The organism is Psychrobacter coccoides (genome assembly GCF_017498085.1).
Lineage (GTDB): Bacteria > Pseudomonadota > Gammaproteobacteria > Pseudomonadales > Moraxellaceae > Psychrobacter > Psychrobacter coccoides.
Window position 1 is genome coordinate 146,909 of the sequence record NZ_JAGBKM010000001.1, and the last position, 25,130, is coordinate 172,038.

Consider the following 25,130-nt stretch of genomic DNA (forward strand, 5'->3'; position numbering starts at 1 on the left):
AGCAAGCAACATGCCAGTACAGCAAATGACTTGAAATATAAACCATATCTAGGATAATTGAGGCATTCATTCTTAACCAATAAGTAGAGCTATGCAATTAATTCCTGCCCCTGCTGGCGTGCTCGAAGTCGATGCACTTTGGCAAAATGATGACCCACGTGATCCAAATACCGATACTGTGGCTTTGCTTTGTCATCCCAATCCATTATTTGAAGGGACGATGAATAATAAAGTGGTCACCACGATGTACCGTTTTGCCCGTGACAATGGGATGCATGTGGTACGTTTTAACTTTCGCGGCGTGGGTCAGTCAACTGGCGAGCATGATTATGCTGATGGTGAAGTCGTCGATGCCATGACCGTGCTACAATGGATTGCAGAGCAAACTGGGGCACGCAAACTGTGGTTAGGTGGTTTTTCATTTGGGGGGTACGTGATCGCACGTGTCGCCGAGCAAGTACTTGATGCGGCGCATATATGGGATGTGAGTGATTTTGAAATTGCCAACATTGCGCTTATCGCTCCTTCTGTTGAAAAAAACGACAGCAGTGATTTGAGCTTACCCGCTGACAAGACTTTTGAGATCTACGGCGATGCTGATGAAGTGATTGATCCTGCGGTCATGCAAGCATTTGCTGAGCGTTTGGGCATTGCCGTCAGCGTGGTCGAGGGCGCTGGGCACTTCTTTCATGGGCGCCTGTCTGAATTAAAAAAACTATTAGAACAGCATAGCCTTGACACGTAAGGCTGTCAGATACGCTTTAGTTATCATGTTTGATTGGGGTTTAACTGAAGGCGTGTTCACCGTAAACTGTGGTAACAATACAATTATCTTTATTTAATGATGAGTCATATTATGAGTTTATCTCCATTGCAGCGTTACGAGCAGGCTATCAGTACCGATGAGTTTACTCGCGACGAGCAGCAATATCAGGCCATGAGCTATCTTGATGATCTGTATCATCAGCTTAATAATAGCGCACCACAAAAAAAAGGCTTTTTTAGCTTTTTAAAATCCAAGCCTGCGGCGCCAAAAGGTCTATATATGTGGGGCGGGGTGGGACGTGGTAAGACATGGATGATGGATATGTTCTATGATTCTTTGACCATAGAGCGCAAGATGCGTCAGCATTTTCATCATTTTATGCAGCGGGTACACAAAGAGCTGAATAATCTACAAGGTCAAAGCGACCCACTAGAAAAAGTCGCTGATATTATTCATAAAGAAGCGGTGGTCATCTGTTTTGATGAGTTTTTTGTCTCCAATGTCTCAGATGCTATGATTTTAGGAGACTTGTTTACCATGTTGTTTAGCCGAGGGGTTACCTTGGTTGCGACCTCTAACATTGAACCGTCAGGCCTCTATAAGGATGGTCTACACCGTGATCGGTTTTTACCGGCCATCGCTGAGGTTGAGCAGCACACCACGGTGATGAATATTGACTCCGGGATTGACTATAGACTGCGAGTCTTGCAGCAAGCAGAGCTCTATGAATCCCCCTTGACTAAAGCCAACTACCATTGGCTTGCCAACCGTTTTGCCAGCTTATCTAATAATCAAAAAATCAGTAACGAGCCGATTGTTATCAATGGTCGTGAAATAAAAGTAAATGCTCGTACCGAAGATATTTTATTCTGTGAGTTCCGTCATTTGTGCATGGAGCCACGCTCTGCTGCAGATTTTATTGAAATCGCCAAGCAGTTCAATACAGTGTTGATCAATTCAGTACCGGCATTAAGTGACGAGTTGCGAGACCCCACACGCCGCTTTATCTATCTGGTGGATGAGTTTTATGATCGCCGTGTAAAGTTATTGGTACGAGCAGAGCAGCCTATTTTAGAGCTGTATCAGGGAGAGAAGCTTGCCTTTGAGATTGAGCGCACACGCTCGCGGCTACTTGAGATGCAATCAGAAGAATATCTGAAAATGGAACATCGTATAGAGGGCGCTGATGTCGCTTAGTGACTGTCAATCAGGACTTTTGAATGAAAGGCTTTGAAGGCGCTCTTGTGCTTACCTACAAAAAAGCGCCCAGTTTTAAAAATATGGCAGTTTAATCGGTTTTATTTATCAAGTGCCCTAGGGATTAACTATTATAATAAATAAGGAGCAATCATGAGTACTGCTAAACAAGCTGACTTGGATAAAAGCAAAAATCAGTCGTCAAGTTCGGTAGAGGATGGCGTAACGACCAATACCCAAGTGACAGATGAACAGATAATTAACTGGATTAAATCAAGACGCAGCATTGGTAACTTAACCATTCCTGCACCCTCTGAAGAACAAATAACAGCAGCGATTGATTGTGCTGTGACGGCTCCTGACCATAAAAAGCTACAGCCATGGCGCTTTATTGTCACTCAAGGCAATGCTCGTCATGAACTTGGCCGTGCGCTTTTGACAGCGGCGCAAGAAAAAGCCGCCCGAGAAGGGGAGGTGCTGTCTGATAAAGATCAGCAAAAAACATATAACATGCCGTTGCGTGCGCCTGTAATTATTACGGTAGTCACTCGTATGCAACAACACAAAAAAGTACCACATTTTGAACAACTGCTCAGTACAGGTGCTGCAGTACAAAACTTAATTTTGGCCCTAAAAGCACAAGGGTTTAGCACGGTGTGGCGTACTGGACTGCTTTGTAATGAACCAGCAGTCAAAGCCTATTTTGATGCTGGTATAGATGATTATGTCAGTGCTTTTGTTTATACTGGTTCCAGTCATTGCGACATGCCAACCCGCAAGCCCATTGATCTTGAGCCGCTGTTGCGTTTTGAATCATAAACAGCTGCTATACTTTTATACAGACTACAGGCCATGCAGATAGTACAGGCTGCAGCAATTTAACAAGCCGACTGATACGGATATTTAAATATGACAAGCGCAAATAAAGACAATACTGCTAATCACTCGACTGGCGATTTTACTGATAAAACCACAGCTCAAACCGAGCACAAGCCTGATATCAGTAACAACGAAAAGCCAAGCGGTCTGTTGGCAGGTATTATTGAGCGTGCTACCAAGTCAGGTGTTGGGCGTCGAAAGCTGGACCCCAGTATCGTCGAATCAGACGTCGAAAAAAACATGCAAAAAATCCGTGACAACCCAACCAAGCTGCGTTTGGCTTTTTTGGGTGGTGGTAGCTTTGGAACCGCTATGGCAAACTTAGCGGCTCGCAACGGCTGTGATGTCACACTGTGGGTGCGCAATAAGCGAACCGTAAAGGCGATGACCAAGACCCAAACCAACAAAAAATACCTACCTGGCTACAAGTTAGATGATCGCCTCAAATACAGCCATGACTTAGCAGCAACGGTCAAAAACAAAGACATTATCTTTTTGGCTGTGCCAAGCTCGGCTTTTCGAGAAACTCTCAAAAACATTGCGCCCTTTATCACGGGACAGTCGGTGGTGTCATTGACCAAAGGTATGGAAAAAGACACCTTTGCTTTGATGAGTGATATCATCAAAGACGAGCTGCCAGAGGTCAATTTTGGCGTAATGTCAGGGCCAAATCTCGCCATCGAGATTATGAAAAACATGCCCTCAGCGACGGTCATTGCTAGTGATTCAGAGCCGCTACGCCATGCTGTACAAGCTGCGCTACACAGTGCTTTTTTTCGAGTGTTTGCCAGCGACGATGTCAAAGGGGTTGAGCTTGGTGGTGCACTCAAAAACATTTATGCAATTGCTATGGGTATGGCAGCGGCCTATGATGTCGGCGAAAACACCAAAGCCATGCTACTCACTCGTGCATTGGCTGAAATGAGCCGATTTGGGGTGGAGACAGGGGCGAACCCACTGACCTTCCTAGGACTGTCTGGGGTAGGTGACTTATACGCTACTTGTAGCTCAGAGCTAAGTCGCAACTTTCGTATCGGCAATATGCTAGGCAGTGGGATGAGTATCGATGCTGCTGTCAAGAAGCTTGGTCAAACCGCTGAAGGGGTTAATACCATTCAGCAGGTACACGAAAAAGCGACCAAAGAAGGTATTTATATGCCTATCACACACGCATTATATGCTGTCATTTATGAAGATAAAGCGGCATTAGGTGTGGCGCTGCATTTAATGGAAGCCGGCTTTCGTAGCGATGTAGAGTTTGTCATGCCGCATGACCATAGCAATGCTGAATTGACAGCACAAATCCAAGCGGCAACCAGTGATACGGATGATGACAACGCAACCAAAGGTAGCGGCGAATAGAACTGAAGCGAAAAATAAAAACCAACCCAGATAATTAGGTTAGAATAATAAAACTGGGTCGAGAAAGGCGATAAAAGATGATAAAAATAATATTGATGCGTCATGGGCAGGCAAAGGATGCGATCGGTCCAGACAGCGCACGCCAATTAACAGACTACGGAAAGCAGCAAGCGATACAAACAGCAGAGTATATCACTGAGCATTATTCACCAGATCAGTTTGTGGTCAGTCCTTATGATAGGGCGCAGCAAACGTTAGCAGAGCTAAGCTTGCGAGCGCCTACGGTGCCAGTACAGGTGCAGAATAACATCACACCCTCTGACGATGCCCGCACAGCCTTGATTGATCTTGGCCATATCGAAGCGGACTGTATGGTCGTAGTCTGTCACATGTCTATCATTGCCTATCTTGCCAGCTTGCTTACGGGCGATAGCCCTGAATCGTTCGCTTTGGCAGAAGCTCGAGTGTTTGAAATGGAGTTTGTCATGGCCAGTATGGCGACTGAAATTGATCGTTTTGTACCAAAGCAGCCATTTTGATACCGGATAGGCTAATTTTATGATTCAGTTAAGTAAGGACACCTTGGGTGCTACATGTTTGGTTAAGAGCGCAGCATAGTCCACTTGCCGTCTGGCATGATGAGACAAAAAACTGGCAGTCTATCGACGGTTGGCAGCAGCTTTATGACACTTATCATAAAAGCAAAAGCAGTCATCACTCTCTTTATTTGTACGTGCCTTCTAGTCAGCTATTGCATGTAGAGACTGAGCTTAGTAACGCCCAACTCAAACAGCTGGGTAGTACAGGTAAGCAGTATTTATTTGAAGAAACCTCACTAACAGCGGTTGATAAGCTAGAAGTGAGGCAGACCGGTCACGCTCATGTACAGCATCTATACGCACTGGCCCAGAGTGATATTGAGATATGGCAGCAGAGCGCAGCGTTAGTCGGTATGACTGTCAGTGCAGTAGTGCCGGATTTTTTGCTGTTGCCTGTTCCTGAACAAGCGGTTGCTCAGCAAGTGGTTCTATACCAGGATCACTACACTTTTTTATTGCGACAGTCGCAGCAGCAAGGCATGGCGGTAAACTATCTGCCCTTAATCCTTGAGCGCTTGCCTCATCTCAGTGAGGCAGTTACGCTTCCTGCTATCTTTGCATCTGAGCACTCAGCCACCAGTCGGATTGACTTACAACAGCCGTCTGCGTATGAGCCTGAGCAGACACAAATTATATCAGAAACGGCGGCACTACTGGCAGAGCAGCAGGTGGTTCTGACGCCGCTTAAGGCGACTCCCACGCCCATTGATAGTCCTGAACGTCATCCATTAAACTTCTTTGTTAAAACCTCTGATGCGCAGCTGTCGCCTTATCTTCGTATGGCTATGGCGGTTGCATTGGCCGCACTGTTATTACAGGTTGCCGCTGATGGCCTACAGATCTATCGCTATAATAGTGCAGCAGCAGCCACAAAAGCCGCAGTGACCTCACAGTATCAAGCCTGGTTTCCCAATGAAACGCTCAATACCAGTCGCACTAAGTTACAAGTGCAGATGCAGCCTAAGCTGCAAAGTGCAAAAACCACATCAGCCTCGCATATGACGATGTTGGGGCAGATATCACCATTGATCAAACAGTCATCCTTGCATGCACAGGCACTGGTTATGACGCCAGATATGCTGAGTTTTACTTTAATAGCACCCGATCGTAGTAGCCTAGATCAGTTTACCAGTACCTTGATGTCACAAGGAATAGCCGCCAACCTAGAACGTGTCAATAGTAGTGAGCAAGGGCAGTTTAGCGGGCAAGTCACGATCAAGGTTACTGATGATACCAGTATAAATCTTGCGGCTTCTTAAAAAACTCAAGAATCAATCTTCAAAGCCATAACCATTAGGGTTCATTGGTTTTATTTATACTCACTTTTAAGGCAGTTAAGTAATGAATGCATCACGGCGCAAAGCCAAGCGCTCACAGCAGGTAAGCAATACGCTATCTGACCGCCTTAGCCACTACCAACGTACACTGGAGAATCACTGGCAAGCCCTGTCTTCTCGTGACCAGTTAGCGCTGGTGGTCTTGATACTGTTTTTATTGCTGTTTGTCGGTGGTTATGGAGGTTATAGTGTGCATCAGGCGGCAAAAAAGAGCCAGTCAGCGTATCAAGAGCAGATTGCCGATTATTTTTGGTTGCGCTCTCAAGCAGGTAATATCGATCCAAACGCCCTAAGCGAGTCGCAGGATGACGCTAATGCTATGCCACCTGCAAGCCGAGTAAATAGTATCTTACAGACATCAGGTATCGATAGGGCACAAGTCATTGCTGCCAATGAAGGGGTGCAATTAAGCTTCAATCATCCAAGTCAAGCGGTGGTGAGTGCTGCCCTTGGTAAGCTTGAACAACAAGGCGGGCGGTTTTCTCAGTTATCGATACAGCAGGATGCGGTCACAAAACAGATGCAAGTGCAAGCCACTATTCGGTTTTAGCCTCTATGTGTGGTTACTGCTGTGATTTTGCTCGATATGAGTCAGTTTATAATCCCATCTATCACGGCATAATAGCAGCAGATAAGTCATGGTTGCAAAGATGATGACTCAGACTACAAGCTTGAAAAATATACTGTTTGGCACAATAAATACTCTAACCAATATCAGTTATGGACCGTTACTATGAGCCAATCTCCTGAACCAAATCATGATGAGCGTCTGGATTATAAAAAACCAGTCTCTGAGTCTTTTGTGGGTTCGCAGTCAACGCATGCGCTGGCATCAAAAGAGGGTCATTCATTACTGACCGACCAACAGCGCCGCTCCTTAGTGGCTTATAATCACCTCACTTATCTACTGTATGTCATCAGTTATTTTACTGCTGGGATCTTATGGATACTGCCTATCGTGATGAATTATGCCAAACGACGAGAGGCTGATGGCACTTGGCTGGCGACACATTTTGATTGGCAGATTAAGACTTTTTGGTACAGCATTGTCTTCTTTTTTATAGGTGCAATGATTATGATATTTGCCCTAGGCGGCTTGGGTGTCAGTGTCCTAGCAGACAGTGGTAATATAGCGATTGGCTCTGTTTTATTTACCGGTCTTGGCATCATGATTATGTTTTTTACTTTTATATGGCACCTTTATCGTATTGTACGAGGCTGGATTGCGCTGACTGATAATCGTCCTGTGCCTTAATGCAGTCAGTTGAAAACTGTCATAGGCTTAAAAGCGCTACTGGTATAAGTCATCCTTGCTTGCTGCGTACCTTCGATACTGCGTAATTGTATTTTAAAACCAAGCACCCCAGTAGCACTGCAACACGTGTATATTGGGTTTATGGTAATTGAATCTACAGTATGGAGCATGTCGTACCGTGGTTTGATGTCCGATGGGTATGATATGAAAACTTGGTTTTGCTTCTGTTAAGCTGATATAATCGCAGCGCATTACTGCCGTCGCAGATTCAATGGTTTTGCCATTGATATTATTTTATTCATTATTTTTTAAGCAGGGTTTACTGTCATTATGTCCTACGCCTTATTACGCCCGTTTTTGTTCAATATGGACCCTGAGCATGCTCATGAAATGACCCTGTCTTTGTTAGATAAAGCCCATAAAGCACGCACGTTAGGTTTGATTTATGGCCAGCCGATGCAGCCAACAGACTGTATGGGTTTACAGTTTTCTAATCCTGTAGGACTGGCAGCGGGTTTGGACAAAAACGGCGACTATATTGATGCACTTGCTGAGTTGGGTTTTGGGTTTATCGAAGTTGGTACGGTGACACCAAAACCACAAGCTGGTAATGATAAGCCGCGCCTGTTTCGACTAAAACAAGCAGATGCCATCATCAATCGTATGGGCTTTAACAATCAAGGCGTAGAGCATCTGATTGAAAACGTAAAGCATTGCAAGTATAAAGGCAATATTGGTATTAATATCGGTAAAAATGCCAGTACGCCTGTAGAGCAGGCTGCCGATGATTATATTTATTGTTTAGAGCGTGTCTATCCGCATGCCTCATATATTACTATCAACATATCGTCGCCCAATACGCAAAATCTACGTGACCTGCAAAGTGGTGAGGCGCTTACCCAGTTATTGAGCACGATTAAAAACCGCCACAGTCAGTTGGCTACAGAGTATGGCTTTTATGTGCCCTTGGTACTCAAGGTTGCGCCGGATTTAGAGCCGATACAAGTTGATTATATTTCGCAGCAACTGTTAGATTTTGAGATTGATGGGCTGATTGCTACCAATACCACATTGAGCCGTGTTGGGGTCGAAGACTTGCCGGATGGCGAGCAAGCAGGCGGCTTATCTGGTCGTCCTGTCAGTCATATCAGTACTCAAATCTTGCAACAATTCTCAGATCAGTTGGATGATAAAGTGGCGCTGATCGGGGTGGGTGGTATCGACAGTGGTGCAAAAGCAGTCAGAAAGATTAAAGCAGGTGCTGATATGGTGCAGCTATATACAGGACTTATCTATAAAGGGCCAGGTCTTGTGCAGTCTTGCGTACAAGCCATTGGTGGTTATTATGATGCGCAAGAGCACTAATCTGTTCTGATGTAATACACAGCGATGCTCGATAGTGAGCCGTTATTCATTAATGATACAGTGAGGCAGTGATATGAGTGGTTTGGATATTGTGATTGCCATCATTGTCTTAATGGGCTTGTGGCGTGGCTTTCAAGTAGGACTTATCAAGACAGCATTGGGGTTAGTAGGGTGGTTTATTGCTCTGATTGCTGCAACACGCTTGGCAAGTGTGGTTTCCCCGCAGTTTTCAGGGATAGTACAAAGCCCAGTGTTACAGATGGCAATGGCGTTTTTGGTGGTGGTTGTTATCATATTAGCCATCATGCACCTGGTGGCATTTGTATTTTCAAGTGTGCTAAAGACTTTGCGTTTAGGGATGTTAGATAAAATGGCGGGTGGCGTCTTAGGCGCGGCCAAAAATGTCCTTGTCGTATTAGTTGTGCTCAGTGTCAGTGCGCCCCTGCTAGTGCAAATGCCTCAGTGGGAGACGTCTGTGCTGGCGCCTGAGCTGCTGCCTTATGCGCCGGTGGCCAAAATGATGGTCTCAGATGCTCTGGGCGTTGCTTGGGAACAGGTTAATCAGTCATAAATTGCAATCAATTATTCGTTTTATTGTTTATAATAGACAACTCATCTTTTATCGTTAAACTATAGCCAGTTGAAACAAAACTGTCATAAGTTCAAAGGCGCTACTGGTATAAATTTTCCTTGCTTGCTGCGTTCCCAGAGGCTGCGAAAAATTTACCTCAGTAGCCCTGTAACACTTTTAAACTGAATCTATTATATCTGAACGCTTATATCATTTGAACATTAGGAATATTAAAACCTAATCGCATGAAACAAGATTCATTGAAATCACTCTCAGTAAATAAACATCATCAGATTGTCGGTGCGCTGGTAGCCAGTACTGCCATCAAGCGTGCCGTTATTGCGTCATCAATGTGTAGTACGAAATAGGACATAATTATGTGTGGAGTCGTTGGGGTTGCAGCTCATGAGCCAGTTAACCAAATTCTTTATGATGCTTTAACTATGTTGCAGCACCGTGGTCAAGATGCTGCGGGTATTGTGACGTTGCAAGATGGACGGTTTTATCTGCGAAAAGAAAATGGCATGGTGCGTGATGTGTTTATGACTCGCCATATGCTCAAACTCGTCGGTAAGTTTGGTATCGGTCATGTCCGCTATCCTACGGCAGGCACATCAAGTAGTGCAGAAGCGCAGCCGTTTTATGTCAACTCTCCTTATGGTATTACGCTTGCACACAATGGTAACTTAACCAATGCTGAGAGCTTAGCCAAGTCTTTGTATCAAGAAGACCGTCGGCATTTGAATACCGACTCTGATTCTGAAGTGTTGCTCAACGTTTTGGCACATGAAATGCAAAATGTGGGTAAGACCCATCCAAAGCCTGATGATATTTTTGCCGCAGTAAAAGCGGTGTATGGCCGCTGTGAAGGCGCTTATGGCGTGGTAGCGATGATTACTGGCCAAGGTCTATTGGCGTTTCGTGATCCAAATGGCATTCGCCCATTGATTTTTGGTGAGCGTTTGGCGGCTAATGGCGGCACTGAATATATGGTGGCATCTGAATCAGTGGCATTGACAGGCTGTGGTTTTACCATCATTCGTGATGTCAAACCTGGTGAGGCTATTTTTATTGACTTAAATCATAAGCTACACACGCAGCAGTGCGTGGAGCAAAAAGAATATACGCCTTGTATCTTTGAGTATGTCTATTTTGCACGTCCAGATTCGATCATGGATAATATCTCTGTTTACAAGTCACGCCTACGTATGGGCGAAAAACTGGGACAAAAAATTCTTGATGAGTGGGGCGAGGACCATGACATTGATGTGGTGATTCCGATTCCAGATACGTCTCGTACGTCAGCGATGGAGCTGGCGCTGAAGATGAATATTAAGTACCGTGAAGGGTTTATGAAAAACCGCTATATCGGCCGAACCTTTATCATGCCAGGTCAGCAGCAACGTAAAAAATCTGTCCGTCAAAAGCTGAGTGCAGTGCCTTTAGAGTTTAAAGGTAAGAACGTGTTATTGGTGGATGACTCTATCGTGCGAGGAACGACTTGTCATGAGATCATTCAGATGGCACGTGATGCAGGCGCTAGAAAGGTGTTTTTTGCCAGTGCTGCGCCACCTGTAAAATACCCTAACGTTTATGGCATTGATATGCCAGTACGTAGTGAGCTTATCGCCTCAGGTCACAGTGTCGAAGAGGTGCGTCAGATTATTGGTGCTGATCGTCTGATCTTCCAAGATTTAGATGATCTGATCGATGCGGTCAAAGATACCAAGCACAGTCGTGTCGAGGGCTTTGATTGTGCCGTATTTAACGGTTGTTATATCACAGGTCAAATCAACGAGTCGTATCTCGAGCATCTGCAAGCGCAGCGCAATGATAGTGCTAAGGGTGTACAGGTGGTTGCTGATACCTCTGTCGATATGATGGGCGTAGAAGAGCAGTAAAAAAGAGCTGCCATTCACTACAAGAGGCGACATTCAATGAATGTCGCCTCTTTTTAGTTTTTATCTGTTCTCAAAACCAAGGTTACTCTTAGGTCAACACATGGGTAAATACCCAAAGTAGCCCATTAAGGGTGGCAATACCCACGACCATACTGACCAGCAGTTGACGGCTGATGTGGTAAACCGCAAGCACCAACACCAATGCGCCAATCTGTGCCAGTAATAGATGCAGCTCAGCACTACTAAAGCCTGTATGAGCAGATAAGTCTTGATAAGAAAGGCTGGTCAATATTAGCAGCACCATCACTGATAGTGGTAAGCTTTCATTTAGCCGATGTAACCAAGGCGTATCAAGGATTTTTTTGGGTATCAGTGCTGGGATAGCACGGGTAATAAAAGTGACGCCTGCCATAGCAAAGGTTGCGGCAATAAGGTAGCTACTGGTCATGGGTTGCTCCTGCTTCTGTACGTTGTATCCAAAAGCCCCGCGCCAAAATCATCAGCATACAGATGGTAATTGCCACTAACAATAGCCAGTTGTTGGTAAACAGTGAGGCGATGGCCAAGGCAATCACAGCAATACCAATAGGGAAGTAGCGTTTGATGCTATGAAACTGCTCATAAGCCAAAATAGCAAATAGACATACCAAGGCAAAGTCTAGATGCGGTACCAAGTCATTTAAAGCGCTCCCTATCATCACGCCTATGATCGAGGCCAATACCCACCAGCTTTGATTAAATAAGCTGATAGGGAGTATTAAGGCCCGACGAGAAGCATGGGGCAGGCTTGTCATCACCGAAAACGTCTCATCAGTTAGCGCAAACAAACAGTATGCCTTGGCAAGTCTATGTGTCGGTAAATACTGAAGCAAAGGCATACCATAAAAAACATGGCGTAGGTTAATGGCGGCAATATTGGTGGCAATATTACCAATGGGTAGCCCTGCACTGAGCATCGGCAAACAAGCATATTGTGCAGCGCCAGCGTACAGTACGACACTGAGCATAATGGTCGCCCAGATAGGGACGCCTGCCACTTGGGCCAGTACCCCAAAGGCAATACCTGCTGGCAGGTAACCCATCGCCACAGGGATGCTTTTTTTGAAACCCTCTGACCATTGGTAGGTAGGGCTTGATTGTTCATTAGTACAAGTATTCACGTCATATCCTACAATGATCAGGTGAAGATTTTAAATTCGACAACCGTTTTATACTGGTGTTAATGTCGTCTCATTTCCAGTTTTGTACGTTTGATATAAAAATCCACTCAGTATAAACAAGCGCAATAATAGCAGCGCCCAGACACTGAGCCAAATTCCAGTCATATCCCACTGTTGATACAATAACCAACTGAGCGGGAAAAAGATCAGTGCCAATAATAAAGCAGCATTACGAATGACATGACCTGCAGTTAACCCAAAAAATATGCCATCAAGCCAGTAAGCACCCACCCCGACGAGTGGCAGTAGTATCGCATAACCTTGATACGCTGTGGTCAATACGTACACCGCTTCGATATTGGTCATCAGTTGCAAATAAGTCGGCATGGCCAGCCACCAAATGCTGCTTAACAAAATCGCCAACACGTAACTGACGACCCCAGTACGTTTGACGATGATACGAAAGCGCAGCCAGTCACGGCGCCCAGCGGCCTGACCACTCAAAGTCTCAGCAGAGACGGCCACACCATCGAGCGCAAAGGCTGAAATACTCAGTACTTGCAACAAAATCGCATTGGCTGCCAATACCAAATCACCACTTTGAGCAGATAGACGTGTCACCCATGCAAAGCTCAGTGTCAAAATAAGCGTACGAATAAAGATGTCTTTATTTAAAGAAAATAGCCTAAGCATTTTATCTTTGGTAAAGTGCTGTGCATCTACCTTAAATAAGGCCGCCCAAGTCAGCTTTAAGTGCTGGCGGCTTAGCCATAATGCTAATATGACACCGGACCAAAAAGCGATGGTCGTACCTAAAGCCACACCGACGATATCCAGTTGCATGCCATAGACAAAAAACAGCGTTAGAATAATATTAAGTACAGCGATAAAGCCTTGCTGGTAGAGCATATAGCGGGTCTTGCCCTGTCCTGCAAACCAACCAATGAACGCAAAGTTCATCAGCTCAGCGATAACACCCCAAAAACGCACATCTAAATACGCCTTTGCTGCTACAGCACTGTCCGGATTGGCAGACAGTGCCTTTAAGCCAAACTCAATAAGCCAAGGCTTTGCGACTAATAGTACCAAACCAATCATCACGGCTAACAATAGGGCACGTTGCAAGATAGACAGTAGCGGTGATGCTTGCTGTGGCGACTTAATGTCATCATCGGCAAGCTGTCCCAGTGCTTGTGCTGATAAGCCAGAGGAGGCGTACTGTAAAAAATTAAAACTGACCAGGATTAATGACAATAGCTGTATGGCCAGTCCCATGCCTGCAAGCTTTGCCGCCACGTTCATATTACCGACGATGGCAGTATCAATCACGCTTTGTAACGGCATGGCCAGATTAGCCAGCAGGACTGGAATGGCAATGGCGATGATATGTTTATAGCGAGTATCTATAGGCGAGATGACAGGTGGCGGTGTGGTCGTTGGCATAAAATAATCTCTATCAGTACCATATAGTCGATTTAATATAAAATCGATACAGCGTTACTAGCATAAATGTTATGCAGCTTCGCACAGTGTTTGATGCTGTTACTCACGTTTTTTAAATATCGTAGATAACCATACAAAGACAAAAGCACCTAACCTTAGGTGCTTTTATCAGGATGTTTGAGACACTTTAGCTATGAACTCTTGGGTTTGCGATCAGTCTTGTTCAAACATTTTTGGGTCATTAAAAGTCACAATCTCTTCTTCAAACTCAGGCTTTACTTTAACCACAAAGTCATCACGTGACAAGCCCATTCTCAGAGGGATAGAGCTGGCGATATAAGTTGATGAGTAAGTACCTGCTAATAGACCGATAAATAGAGCAACCGAGAACCAGTATAACCCGTCACCGCCCAAGAACATCATCGCCAGTACTACCAACAGAACGGTGGAAATAGTCATGATAGTACGGCGTAGGGTTTCAGTCAGTGACAAATCAATCGTTTGACGTGGTGTGATACCACGGACACGGCGAAAGTTTTCACGAATACGATCATAGACAACGATAGTATCGTTCAATGAATAACCAATCAATGCCAATATAGCCGCCAATACCGTTAAGTCAAATGGGAAACCAAATAGCGCAAACACACCAATGGTGACAATAGCATCATGAAATAACGACATCACTGCACCCAAAGACAGCTTGAACTGAAAGCGTAGAGCCACATAACCAAGCATACAGACCAAGGCTAATGCCAACGCCATCACTGAGTTTAAGTACACCTCATTACCGACCTGACTGCCGATAATATTGACATTACTAATCTCGACCGTATTATCAGCAAGCGTTAAGGCAGTTTCTAAGCTGCTATTTAGCCCGTCGACATTGTCAGACTGTGGTGGCAGGCGTACCAGTAGCTCCTCTCGCGTCCCAAGGTACTGAACGATAGCATCATCAAAACCATTGTCAGCCAGTGCTTGAACGACCTCGCCTTGTTCGACAGGCTGCTCATAGCGCACATCTGCTGATACGCCGCCTGTGAAATCAAGCCCTAAGTTCAGACCATTTACAGCGATGGCAATGATACTTCCTATCACCATCAATAAAGACAGAATCGCCATCGGCTTTTCTAGCTTCATAAAAGGAATAATACGCTGGTTACCGATGGCTTTGATACCACCTTCTTTTGCTGCTGCCTCATCAGCGGCGCTGTCGATCTCTTGATTGACATCATCGGCTTGTGTGCTTAGCGCCTTACTGCTTTTATCAACACTATGACTGCTATTACGGCGAGATTTGTTTTTATTCGACTTTGCGTTACCTGAGTGGTTTGTTTTGCTGTTACTGCCTTTACCGTCACGACGTGGTTTGTTGCGGCGACGGCGCTGGTTGTTGTCATTCGTGTTGTTAGAGTTGTTACCTGAACCGTCACCTGAGCCACTAGGTGTCGGCGTATTATTTGGGGCGTTATTGTTTTCAGTCGCCATGTTATTCTCCTAGCCGATGCTCAGACGTTTGATAGATTTACGCTTACCATAAGCAATTTGTACCAGTGCACGGGTCACCAAAATTGCAGTAAATAGCGAGCTGACAATACCAATAGCTAGGGTAATCGCAAAGCCTTTAATCGGCCCCGTACCAATAGCAAATAAGATAAAGGCAACCAATAGCGTCGTGATGTTGGCATCGAAAATACTACTAAAGGCACGATCAAACCCTGCCACGATGGCGGACTTTGGCCGTACACCATTTGCCAGCTCCTCTCGAATACGCTCAAATATCAGTACGTTGGCATCTACTGCCATACCAATGGTAAGGACGATACCAGCGATACCGGGAAGGGTCAGTGAGGAGCCTAAAATCGACATAATAGCGATAATAATAATGACGTTAACTGCTAGTGCGATGTTAGCAATCACACCGAACAGACGGTAAAAGATAATCATAAACACAAAGACCAGCAAGTAACCCACCTGCGTCGAAAACAATCCTTTATCGATATTTTCTTGACCCAATGAAGGGCCAATGGTGCGCTCTTCTACGAAATACATCGGTGCTGCAAGCGCCCCTGAACGTAACAATAGCGCAAGCTCAGCAGCTTCTGCATTGCTTTCAAGGCCAGTAATACGGAATGAGGAACCCAATACCGCTTGAATATTGGCACGGTTGATTACCTTAGTTTCAGCATAAGGCGTACGTACTTCGACAGTCTCGCCAGTCTCTGGATCTTCCTCATAAGTGACTTTTTGTTTGTTTTCAATAAACAATACGGCCATTTGTTCACCGACAGCAGTACGGGTGGCGTTTTGCATGAGTCTACCACCGGCACTGTCCAAGGTGATATTGACCTCAGGACGACCGCTTTCATCAAGACTGGTCTGTGCGTTGGTCACTTTATCTCCAGTGACAATCGCTTGACGCTCTAGCAATACCGGTGGGCCATCTAGTGTTTTAAAAGGAAACACTTCGGTACCAGCCGGGGGAATGCCGCCCATAAAGTTTTCACTGTCTTTGGCGACCAAACGAAACTCTAGATTGGCAGTACGACCGAGGACACGTTTGGCTTCGGCAGTATCTTGCACGCCCGGCAGTTCAACGACGATACGGCTAGCGCCTTGTGACTGTACCAAAGCTTCGGTCACGCCAAGCTCGGCAATACGGTTACGCAGCGTGGTTAGGTTTTGGTTGACTGCGTAGCTGTTGATCTCATCTATAGTGGCATCGTTATAGGTCATGATCAGCGATGGACCTTGCTCATCTATAGAGGACTGTAGATTAAAAGTTGTTCCCATCGTGCCTTGCAATACATTTTGTGCACGGTTACGAGCGTCGGTATCAGCGAAATGCAGGACGATACCTTGTGCTTGCGTCTTAGTTCCTTTAACCGCTATACGCTCGGCACGTAGCTCACGGCGCACATCACGACTGGCACTGGTCAAACGCTGCTCTAGAGCTTTGTCCATATCCACTTCAAGAACAAAACGTACACCGCCACGTAAGTCCAATCCTAGCTTCATCGGCTTAGCGCCGATGTCTCGCAGCCATTGCGGTGTGGTTTGGGCAAGGTTCAGGGCGACCACATAATTATCACCCAAATTTTGGCGCAAAACCTCTTGTGCTTTTAGCTGAGTGGTTGGGTTGTCCAAACGCAATAAGGCACTATTGCCCTCAAAAGTGCCATCATGATAACGAACACCAGCCTCTTCTAATAGGCTTTGTGACTGAGTTAAGATGTCTTCAGAGAGCTGTGTTCCTGCCGCAGCACTGGTAATCTGTACAGCTGGTTCATCAGGATAGAGGTTTGGTGCAGCATAGAGGCCGGCGATGGACAGCACGACAGCGATGAGTAAGTATTTCCAAGCGGGATATTGCATAATGACTTCTTTAAGTTGATAAAGTACTAGTGACCTAAGTCACAAGTCAGCAGATGGGAAGTTAGCAGCGACAAAGGAGGATGATTATCGTTCAGATAAGCAAAGTACTCTTTGATCCTTATAAGTATCTACTACGATAGTAGGACATAAAGGCAATAGGCTCATAGTAGAAAATGACCGTAACTATTGACGGTCATTTTTTCATAACTTATTTATCATAGGCTATTAATGGCTATGACCATGCGTACTGTCTACTGGCGATGCATCAAACTGGTGACGATACGCCAAACACTTATACGCTCTCGATCGTACCTGCAGGCAATACCGAAATGACAGAAGCACGCTGTACTTTAATATCAGTGTTGTTGTTTAAGCTAATCGTCGCATAATCACCTTCAAGATCTTTGATACGACCCATAAGACCACCAGCGAAGATCACTTCATTACCCACAGTCAAGGCATCGACCATAGCACGATGCTCTTTGGTGCGCTTAGACTGGGGACGAATGACCAAAAAGTAGAAAATAGCAAAAAAAGCAACCGGTAGTAAAATTTGACCGAATAAAGAAGCGCCTGTTGCCGTCTCAGCAGCATGGGCAGATTGAATAAAAAGGCTCATAGTGTTTCTCAGTTAAGTGACAGATAACAATAAAATTAGACGCATAGTAACAAAAATTCCCAGACTTGGTAACTGTTAATCATAGGCTATGGATATTTTTCTCGTCACCAGCGCATATTAAACGTCGTTATCTGACAAAATATTGTGAAATAATGACATCAATGCTAATATCAAATGGCTGCTATTGTTTCAGCTTTTAGCGAAGATATTGTGCGGTTAAGATGCGCATGGGCGTATGCTTTGACGCAGAATATACCATTTAATACAAAGTAGACAGTATAGATAAACTGTTATCTATTATAGTGATCAATCGCGAATTTTTATATCATTCATTTTTTGTTTAGGTTACCTAACTTGTTCAACACAACTTTGTCTACACCTCGTTTATACCGTGCGCGTGCTCGTAAGTCCGCCTCAGCCAAACCTCCTCCGACGCTTTGTCCTAAATGTGTTAGAGCCCGATCAGCGCCTAGCTCTAGGGCCGCAATGCTGATGGCGTTGTCGATAGCATTTATCCCTTATCCTGCACTGGCTGCTAGTGCGATAGCGGAGCCTACTGCCATCAGTATCCTATTGCTGATATTTTTTGTGGTGTTAGCGATAGGGGTGTCTTTTGTCTGCTCCTTGGCGGAGTCGGTTTTACTGAGTATGACCCCTTCGTTTATTGCTGATGTGCAAGACAGCAACCCCAAAAAAGCAGAAATGCTCAAAGCCCTCAAGGTCGACAATATAGATCAGTCACTGGCGGCTATTTTGACACTGAATACCGTGGCGCATACCTTGGGTTCTATTGGTGCTGGTGCACAGGCGACCATTGTCTTTGGCAGCGCTTGGTTTGGCTTGTTTTCTGCGATTATGACGTTGGCGATTTTATTTTTATCGGAGATTATTCCAAAGACATTAGGAACGATATATTGGCGTCAACTCAGTGGTATGGTCGCTTATTTTGTACGCGGTATTATTTTGGTGTTATATCCACTTATTTGGATATCAGAGCGCATAACCAAATTATTAGTACGTGGAAAAGAGCCTCAAACCTTTAGCCGCCGTGAGTTTGCTGCTTTGGCTAGTATTGGTGAAGAGTCAGGGCAAATAGATCCGCTTGAATCACGTATTATCCGCAACCTGTTGGCGTTTGGAGCGATCAAAGTAGAAGATATTATGACGCCACGCTCTGTGATGCTGGCGTTTGAACAAAACAAGACAGTCGCTGAAGTGTTGGCTGATCGTCCAAAGCTGACCTTTTCACGCTTGCCTATTTATGATGGTGATTTAGATAACATTACAGGCTTTGTGCTAAAAACCGACATGCTGCTAGCAAAAGTAAATCACGCTATGCATAAGCCGTTGGTGCAGTTTCAGCGTGAGATTACTTTTGTGTTCTCAAAAATGAAATTGTTTGATCTGCTTGAGTTGATGCTAAAAAACCGCTTACATATTGCGATTACCGTGGGTGAGTATGGCGAAGTAAAAGGGCTGGTTACACTAGAGGATGTCTTTGAGACATTGTTGGGTCTTGAGATTGTAGATGAGATCGACCGTGTAGAAGACATGCAAGCACTGGCACGGCAAATGATGGATAGAAGGGTAGAGCGTCTGGGCATGAAGCTTAGCGACGATGAACGATTGGACCCAGAGGATAATAGCCGATCTTCTGGTGGATAGTGGCTTTTATGTACAACGGCACTTTGATTGCTTTCTAAACAGGCTGCTAAATACTGGTTGTATTTATTAAGTAAAGAAAAACAGGCCGCACAAAAGTTAGATAGCATAAAAGCGAGAGACCAAAAAGTATGAATGCAATATTTAAAAATGGTGTTACATGACTGTTAGGATTCAATGATAGGCTAAAGCCATTCAACCACGATCGATATATAGTCGATTAACGACTGCTTTAGAACCTAACTATTTTAAAACCACTAACTGGCTGACGATTTTGAAAGAAGTGTACTGATCGCAAAGCGTGTAAACGCCCTCTGCGATATGTGCGGGTGGATTCGTCGAAGCTAAGCTTGCGAAATACAGAGTTGTATTAGTTAGCTCATGTCATATAAGTAATAATATTAAGGATTATCATGAAAAAGCTATTGAATACAGGGCTGTTTGCTCTATTAGTAAAAAGTGCTGGTATGGCCGCAATTGCTGCTGTTGCGAGTACGGCTGCTGTAAGTGCGCAGGCCGCTACTATGACGGAGGATCTAGTGCAGAACTATGCGTCAGCAATGAAGTCAGCTGCCAATAGTCAAAGCACCAGTCGCGTCGCCGCCTTGGTATCAGATGATGCACTGATATCTTTATCTAGAAGAGGGAAGACAACCAGCTTAGATAAAGATGGCTACCTAAAGCTACTACAAAACAGCTGGAACCAAACCTCAGACTATCGCTATGACATTACGATTGATAATATTGTCACGACGGGTACTCAAGCCAAAGCCAATGTAAAGACAGTTGAAAGCTGGGTTAAAGATGGCAAAAAAGTATCCTATGTGACCACTTCAAGGGTCACGTTAGCGTTATCAACGGGTAATGCTGTCTTACTACGGGCCGTATCACAAGTGACTATAAGCTAGATTAAACAAGTCCAAAATGGCTGTCAGCTACATTACAAGTGACTATATTACAAGTGACTATAAACTAAGCCCGTGACTCATTTAAGACACAGGCTTAGACATACCCTATAAAGCTAAGACAATGAAAATTACATATTATCTTTTATAGTGCTATGGTTTTTGGTCTATATTGCATACTATACTATTATTCACCCTCATTTTCGTCATCTCTTGCTGTTAGGAAAACACCATTATCATGTCTACTGTGTCATCTAAACCAATTGTAATCTCAAAACCACGCTCATTTATCGCTCTACCTTTGACGCTTGCAGTATCGACCTTACTCATCAGCGCGTGTAGCAATACATCAACAGTCAAAAACACAGGAGTGACCAAGCGCTCAAACGCCACTGTAATCAGCAAGCGCCCAGCGGGCCAAAAAACAACTCAAGCAGCGACAAGTGAAGATTATTCTACGGCCTTTTTGGATGCAGAGAGCTTAGACGAGTTGGCGGACTTGCTTGAAGCCACAGATATGACGATGGTGGAGGACAACAAACTTGCCATTCAGCAGTATGGTGATTTATGGAATCGCTTGCGTGCCGGTTATCGTATGAATGGTGGGCAGCCTATCTATAATCAGCGCATTGAGGGACAAAAAAGCTGGTTTGCAAGCCGACAAGACTACCTGAATCGTCTCACAGCCCGAGCGAGTCGCTATATTTATCATACGGTTAGAGAGGCGGAGCGACGTAATATCCCCACAGAGCTTGCGCTATTGCCAGTGATTGAGAGCTCATACGACCCAAGTGGGACCAGTAGTGCCGCTGCAGCAGGTTTATGGCAGTTTATCCCAAGTACGGGGCGTATCTACGGTCTGAATCAGAGCAGCACTTACGATGGTCGCCGAGATGTTATTGAGTCCACCCGTGCCGCCTATGACTTTTTAACCGCTTTATATAATCAATTTGGCAGTTGGGAGCTGGCATTAGCCGCTTATAACGCTGGCCCTGGCCGTGTACAAAATGCAATTGATGCCAATAAAGCCCGCGGCCTTCCAACCGACTATTGGTCACTGCGACTGCCTACCGAAACCATGAACTATGTACCACGGTTTTTAGCAGTCGCCGAAATTGTGGCGAAACCTGAACAGTATGGTGTCTATCTGCCTGCTATTGCCAATCGTCAGCATTTCCGTAGTGTACCTGTGAACTATGGCGTAAGCTTGGCTGAAGTGTCACAAGTAACTGGAGTGAGTTACAGTGAGCTTGAAAGACTGAACACGGCGCTCACTGCTGGACGTGTAGACCCAGCAGGTCCGCAGCGTGTTATCATTCCTAATGACATCAATCTTAATTTAGATGCCAAGCTCAGCTCATTACGAGGTAATGGTACGGGCAACGTACTTGCTGCCAGTGGTACCACGACCACACCGCGCACCACACCAAGTTACAGTGTGCCTTCGTATAACCCTAATAGCCCAGCGCTGCCATCTACAGGGGGCGGTTTGGCTGATTTTGCAGCAAATGCTAAAGTGCCGCAGCAGACCACCAGCTATATCTCTCCGTCTGCTTCGCCAACCAGCAGCTCTGTATATAGCAACAGTACACCGGTCACGACTGAGCCGCCAATCACCAGTGCAGAGACACTAAAAATCAATGCTGAGCTACAAAGCAGTAACAGCTTGCCGACCACGTCAGCTCAGATTACCCAAAATAACACCATTGTCCAAGAGCCGCCACTCAGTAAAGAGGAGCGTGATTTTATTGCCAATCAAATTAAAACCAGCACACCTGTGACTGATGTGGTCAATGCGGATGGTAATATCAACTTATCAGCAGTACAGACGCAGCAGTCTATCTTAGAGGCGAGAGGGGAAGAGAAAAAGCTCAGCTTTTCAGGCACTGAAACCAGCAAACCAAAACCTAAGGGCACACGTACGACTTATACCGTAAAACGTGGGGATACACTATCAAATATCGCCAGTCGTGCAGAGGTCAGCTGGCGTGATATCGCTGAGTGGAACCAAATAGATGCTAACGCAAAACTGCTGTCCGGTAGTACGCTATATCTTTATGATGCTAAGCCAATCAAACCGCTCAGTAGTGCCAGTACCACTACCGCCAGTCAGCCTGAGAGCTATGTGGTACAAGCAGGGGATACTCTGATCGGAACGGCCAATCGCTTCGGACTGTCGGTCACCCAACTGGCCACTTATAACAACTTGAGCAGCCGTGCTGATTTGCTTAAAGGTCAGAAACTATGGCTCGTTCCAGGTAAGGTCAAAGCACCTGCCAGCACACCCGCAGCACCTTCGTCAACACCCAAAAAATCAACGACAGCGACTCAAAACTATAGAGTTAAGTCCGGTGATGGGCTGATTACGTTAGCTCGTCAGTTTGGGGTCTCAACGAATACACTCGCTCGTCTCAATAACATGGGCGTCAGAGATTCGTTGTACGTGGGTCAAACTCTAAAAGTGCCTGCCGATGTCGATATCAATGCTACTAATCATGCGGCCAGCAGCTCTGGATCAAGCTCAGTGCAGACCACTAACTATAGAGTGAAATCAGGAGAGACTCTAATCGGGATTGCTAATAGCGTGGGTGTCAGTGCGGCCGATATCGCAGCAGTCAATAGCAACTTTGATGCTAGAGTTCGTTTGCAGCGTGGACAGACGATTAAAGTCCCTGTGTCTAAAGCGCAAGTAGATCGTCAATTAAATAACAAGCCAGTGAACTATAAAGTGAAGTCTGGCGATACTCTAACTGGTGTTGCCAGACGCTATAATATTGGCTTGAGTGATTTGGCAGCAGCAAACGGATTAAAAACCAACTCAAACCTTATACTGGGACGTACGATCACGATTCCTGCTAGCGGTAGTGTGGCTAATAGGAGCAGTACAAACAGAGGCTCAGCGAGTGGCACCCAAAATGCAGCAACTGGCAAAAAACTTGGCAATACCGAAAGCTACCGAGTACGATCAGGCGATGGCTTGATTGCCTTGGCACGTCGCTTTAATGTTTCAGTACAAGATCTGGCGGCGACTAATAATTTGGCAGCCAACGCACAGCTGCAGCGCGGGCAAACCATTAAAGTACCGAAAGCAACGGTAAGCTATACCGTGGGTTCAGGCGATAGTTTGATTGGGCTGGCTCGTAAGTATGGCGTATCTACCAAAGAGCTTGCTGATATGAACGATATCGCTGCTGACACCATGCTACAGCGTGGTCAGCGCTTGACGGTACCAAACCGTTAGTCGAGAGACCTCGCTACTCTAATATTGAGTAGCGTATCGACGTGAAAAAGCGGCTCTTATATCTAAGAGCCGCTTTTTATATGGAAGCACTTTATTTACCTGTCTATTAAACCATACGGGTTTTGATGGTTTCAAGATAGCTTCTAATATTGCTGACATAATGCATTGCTTGACCATAACGACTATTAGAGGCTCTATTTTCTGATAAGTAGGTATAGACGTTAGCCCAGCTCTTATCATCAAGACCTTGCTCACTCAGTTTGCGCTGAATGCGTTTTACTGCATTGGGGCCCATATTATAAGCCGCTAGAGCAAACCAGATACGATCCGTCTTGGGTACATCAGAAAAGCTTTGTTTCATCTCTTCTAGATAGCGTGCACCGCCCCCGATACTTTGATAAGGATCGACACGATTGGAGACGCCCATCGCCTTGGCTGTACTGTTGGTCAGCATCATTAGTCCCCGTACGCCAGTCGGTGATACCGCATTGGCATCTAGATGAGACTCTTGGTAACCCATCGCCACCAGCAGTTCCCAATCATGATTGTAATTACGTGCTTGCTCTTCAAATGAGGATTGATAGTTTGGCAGCTGTTCTATAAGCGTCTTTTTAAAATGATCTTGGCTATAAGCGTCTTTTAGCAGTTTTTGATTATAAAAAGCAGCGAGTTTTTGCGTGTCCCCAATCTTGATGCTATCGCATAAAAAATAACTGGCTTTTTGTGATAATGGGTCGTCAGTTTGATTAAACGACCAGCTGACCTTAGGGTGCAGCCCATTGTCTGTTAAGCTGGCATCATAACCACAACTGACATTGATAGAGGAGAGATTAAGCTTGCTTTTTAGCTGGGTACTAGCCGTGGTCAACGCCATGTCAGCATCTCCAGACTTGAGCGCTCTCAGCGCCGCTTCTTCATCGGCATATGCTTTTAGATTTATATCGACGCCAAGCTCATCGGCATAACCGCGCACTAAATCAAAGCCAAAACCATGCTGGAAGCCATCAGTAGCAAAATAAGTACTGTCGCCTGGGACGGCAGCGATAGTTAAGGTTTCCTCTAACATGACCTGATCATATGCCGGAACTTTCGAGTCCATCGTTGTGAGGCTCTCAGCGGGTAATGAGAGAAGCGCAATACTAGAAACTTGTGCCATTTTTTTCGTCTTGGCAAAACGAGACGTCGTCGTACGAGTTACAGGGGGAACGGATGAAACGAGGTTACTTCTGGTGTTAAGTATGCGCTTGCTCGGACGCAGTAGATAAGAAATACGGCGTTTGGCACCTTGTGCAGATACTTTTACACGATAAGTAATACGCTGCATGGATGTCTCCTAATCTTAGCCATCCTGCTTACCATAAAGCAGCCCCGACTTAATCATATTATCTACACAGCAGATAATACTAAGCGGGCCTCTTAAAAGAATGACACTCATAAATTGCAAGAGGATGTCATTCTCCTGTCACAGCATAGACGTTATCTACATATCGGTC

21 protein-coding genes are annotated in these 25,130 nt (G+C 45.2%); 14 read left to right on the forward strand and 7 right to left on the reverse strand.

Annotated features, from left to right (window positions below; genetic code table 11):
* Positions 1 to 91: 91 nt before the first annotated feature.
* The 11 genes from J3492_RS00705 (at position 92) to purF (ending at position 11,232) form a co-directional block, all read left to right on the forward strand.
* The gene (locus J3492_RS00705; protein WP_207988695.1) at positions 92 to 745 is read left to right on the forward strand and encodes an alpha/beta hydrolase; all 654 of its coding nucleotides are present in this window, start codon (positions 92 to 94) and stop codon (positions 743 to 745) included.
* Between the two features lie 111 nt (positions 746 to 856).
* Entirely contained in the window at positions 857 to 1,963 is a 1,107-nt protein-coding gene (zapE, locus tag J3492_RS00710) for a cell division protein ZapE (protein WP_207988697.1), read from the forward strand.
* A gap of 153 nt (positions 1,964 to 2,116) precedes the next feature.
* Entirely contained in the window at positions 2,117 to 2,782 is a 666-nt protein-coding gene (locus tag J3492_RS00715) for a nitroreductase family protein (protein ID WP_207988699.1), read from the forward strand.
* A gap of 90 nt (positions 2,783 to 2,872) precedes the next feature.
* Positions 2,873 to 4,204 (forward strand): NAD(P)H-dependent glycerol-3-phosphate dehydrogenase, encoded by a 1,332-nt coding sequence (locus J3492_RS00720; protein WP_207988701.1) that lies wholly within the window; start codon positions 2,873 to 2,875, stop codon positions 4,202 to 4,204.
* Positions 4,205 to 4,281: 77 nt separating this feature from the next.
* Positions 4,282 to 4,743, forward strand: a complete 462-nt coding sequence (locus J3492_RS00725; protein ID WP_243453015.1) for a SixA phosphatase family protein — start codon at positions 4,282 to 4,284, stop codon at positions 4,741 to 4,743.
* Positions 4,744 to 4,790: 47 nt separating this feature from the next.
* Positions 4,791 to 6,062 carry a type II secretion system protein GspL gene (gene gspL, locus J3492_RS00730; protein ID WP_207988702.1) on the forward strand — a complete coding sequence of 424 codons (1,272 nt, stop codon included), beginning with the start codon at positions 4,791 to 4,793 and terminating at the stop codon, positions 6,060 to 6,062.
* Positions 6,063 to 6,144: 82 nt separating this feature from the next.
* On the forward strand, positions 6,145 to 6,690 hold the full coding sequence (gspM, locus tag J3492_RS00735) for a type II secretion system protein GspM (protein WP_207988704.1): 546 nt from the start codon (positions 6,145 to 6,147) through the stop codon (positions 6,688 to 6,690).
* A 183-nt stretch (positions 6,691 to 6,873) separates the two neighbouring features.
* Positions 6,874 to 7,395, forward strand: coding sequence for a DUF4870 family protein (locus J3492_RS00740; RefSeq protein ID WP_243453016.1), 522 nt, complete (start codon positions 6,874 to 6,876; stop codon positions 7,393 to 7,395).
* Positions 7,396 to 7,725: 330 nt separating this feature from the next.
* Entirely contained in the window at positions 7,726 to 8,760 is a 1,035-nt protein-coding gene (locus J3492_RS00745) for a quinone-dependent dihydroorotate dehydrogenase (RefSeq protein WP_207988706.1), read from the forward strand.
* A 73-nt stretch (positions 8,761 to 8,833) separates the two neighbouring features.
* Complete coding sequence (locus tag J3492_RS00750) at positions 8,834 to 9,331, forward strand: CvpA family protein (RefSeq protein ID WP_207988707.1); 498 nt, start codon at positions 8,834 to 8,836, stop codon at positions 9,329 to 9,331.
* Positions 9,332 to 9,708: 377 nt separating this feature from the next.
* Entirely contained in the window at positions 9,709 to 11,232 is a 1,524-nt protein-coding gene (purF, locus tag J3492_RS00755) for an amidophosphoribosyltransferase (RefSeq protein ID WP_207988709.1), read from the forward strand.
* Between the two features lie 88 nt (positions 11,233 to 11,320).
* Here the strand turns inward: purF and J3492_RS00760 are convergent, their stop codons facing one another.
* The 6 genes from J3492_RS00760 to yajC form a co-directional block, all read right to left on the reverse strand.
* Positions 11,321 to 11,680, reverse strand: a complete 360-nt coding sequence (locus J3492_RS00760) for an AzlD domain-containing protein (protein ID WP_207988711.1) — start codon at positions 11,678 to 11,680, stop codon at positions 11,321 to 11,323.
* Complete coding sequence (locus tag J3492_RS00765; protein ID WP_424108365.1) at positions 11,670 to 12,392, reverse strand: AzlC family ABC transporter permease; 723 nt, start codon at positions 12,390 to 12,392, stop codon at positions 11,670 to 11,672. The genes J3492_RS00760 and J3492_RS00765 overlap by 11 nt, the downstream gene beginning before the upstream one ends.
* Positions 12,393 to 12,440: 48 nt before the next feature.
* Entirely contained in the window at positions 12,441 to 13,835 is a 1,395-nt protein-coding gene (locus tag J3492_RS00770; protein ID WP_207988713.1) for an MATE family efflux transporter, read from the reverse strand.
* Between the two features lie 213 nt (positions 13,836 to 14,048).
* Positions 14,049 to 15,011 carry a protein translocase subunit SecF gene (secF, locus tag J3492_RS00775; RefSeq protein ID WP_341534076.1) on the reverse strand — a complete coding sequence of 321 codons (963 nt, stop codon included), beginning with the start codon at positions 15,009 to 15,011 and terminating at the stop codon, positions 14,049 to 14,051.
* A gap of 321 nt (positions 15,012 to 15,332) precedes the next feature.
* Positions 15,333 to 17,210 (reverse strand): protein translocase subunit SecD, encoded by a 1,878-nt coding sequence (gene secD, locus J3492_RS00780; protein ID WP_207988717.1) that lies wholly within the window; start codon positions 17,208 to 17,210, stop codon positions 15,333 to 15,335.
* 292 nt (positions 17,211 to 17,502) lie between these two features.
* The gene (gene yajC, locus J3492_RS00785; protein WP_207988720.1) at positions 17,503 to 17,829 is read right to left on the reverse strand and encodes a preprotein translocase subunit YajC; all 327 of its coding nucleotides are present in this window, start codon (positions 17,827 to 17,829) and stop codon (positions 17,503 to 17,505) included.
* Between the two features lie 486 nt (positions 17,830 to 18,315).
* On the opposite strand from yajC, the gene J3492_RS00790 reads away from it, so the two are divergent.
* From J3492_RS00790 to J3492_RS00800, 3 genes are all read left to right on the forward strand, one after another.
* On the forward strand, positions 18,316 to 19,494 hold the full coding sequence (locus J3492_RS00790) for a CNNM domain-containing protein (protein ID WP_243453017.1): 1,179 nt from the start codon (positions 18,316 to 18,318) through the stop codon (positions 19,492 to 19,494).
* Between the two features lie 410 nt (positions 19,495 to 19,904).
* Positions 19,905 to 20,399 (forward strand): hypothetical protein, encoded by a 495-nt coding sequence (locus J3492_RS00795; RefSeq protein ID WP_207988722.1) that lies wholly within the window; start codon positions 19,905 to 19,907, stop codon positions 20,397 to 20,399.
* Between the two features lie 235 nt (positions 20,400 to 20,634).
* On the forward strand, positions 20,635 to 23,637 hold the full coding sequence (locus J3492_RS00800) for a LysM peptidoglycan-binding domain-containing protein (RefSeq protein ID WP_207988724.1): 3,003 nt from the start codon (positions 20,635 to 20,637) through the stop codon (positions 23,635 to 23,637).
* Between the two features lie 106 nt (positions 23,638 to 23,743).
* Here the strand turns inward: J3492_RS00800 and J3492_RS00805 are convergent, their stop codons facing one another.
* Complete coding sequence (locus J3492_RS00805; protein WP_207988726.1) at positions 23,744 to 24,961, reverse strand: MltF family protein; 1,218 nt, start codon at positions 24,959 to 24,961, stop codon at positions 23,744 to 23,746.
* Positions 24,962 to 25,130: the final 169 nt, after the last annotated feature.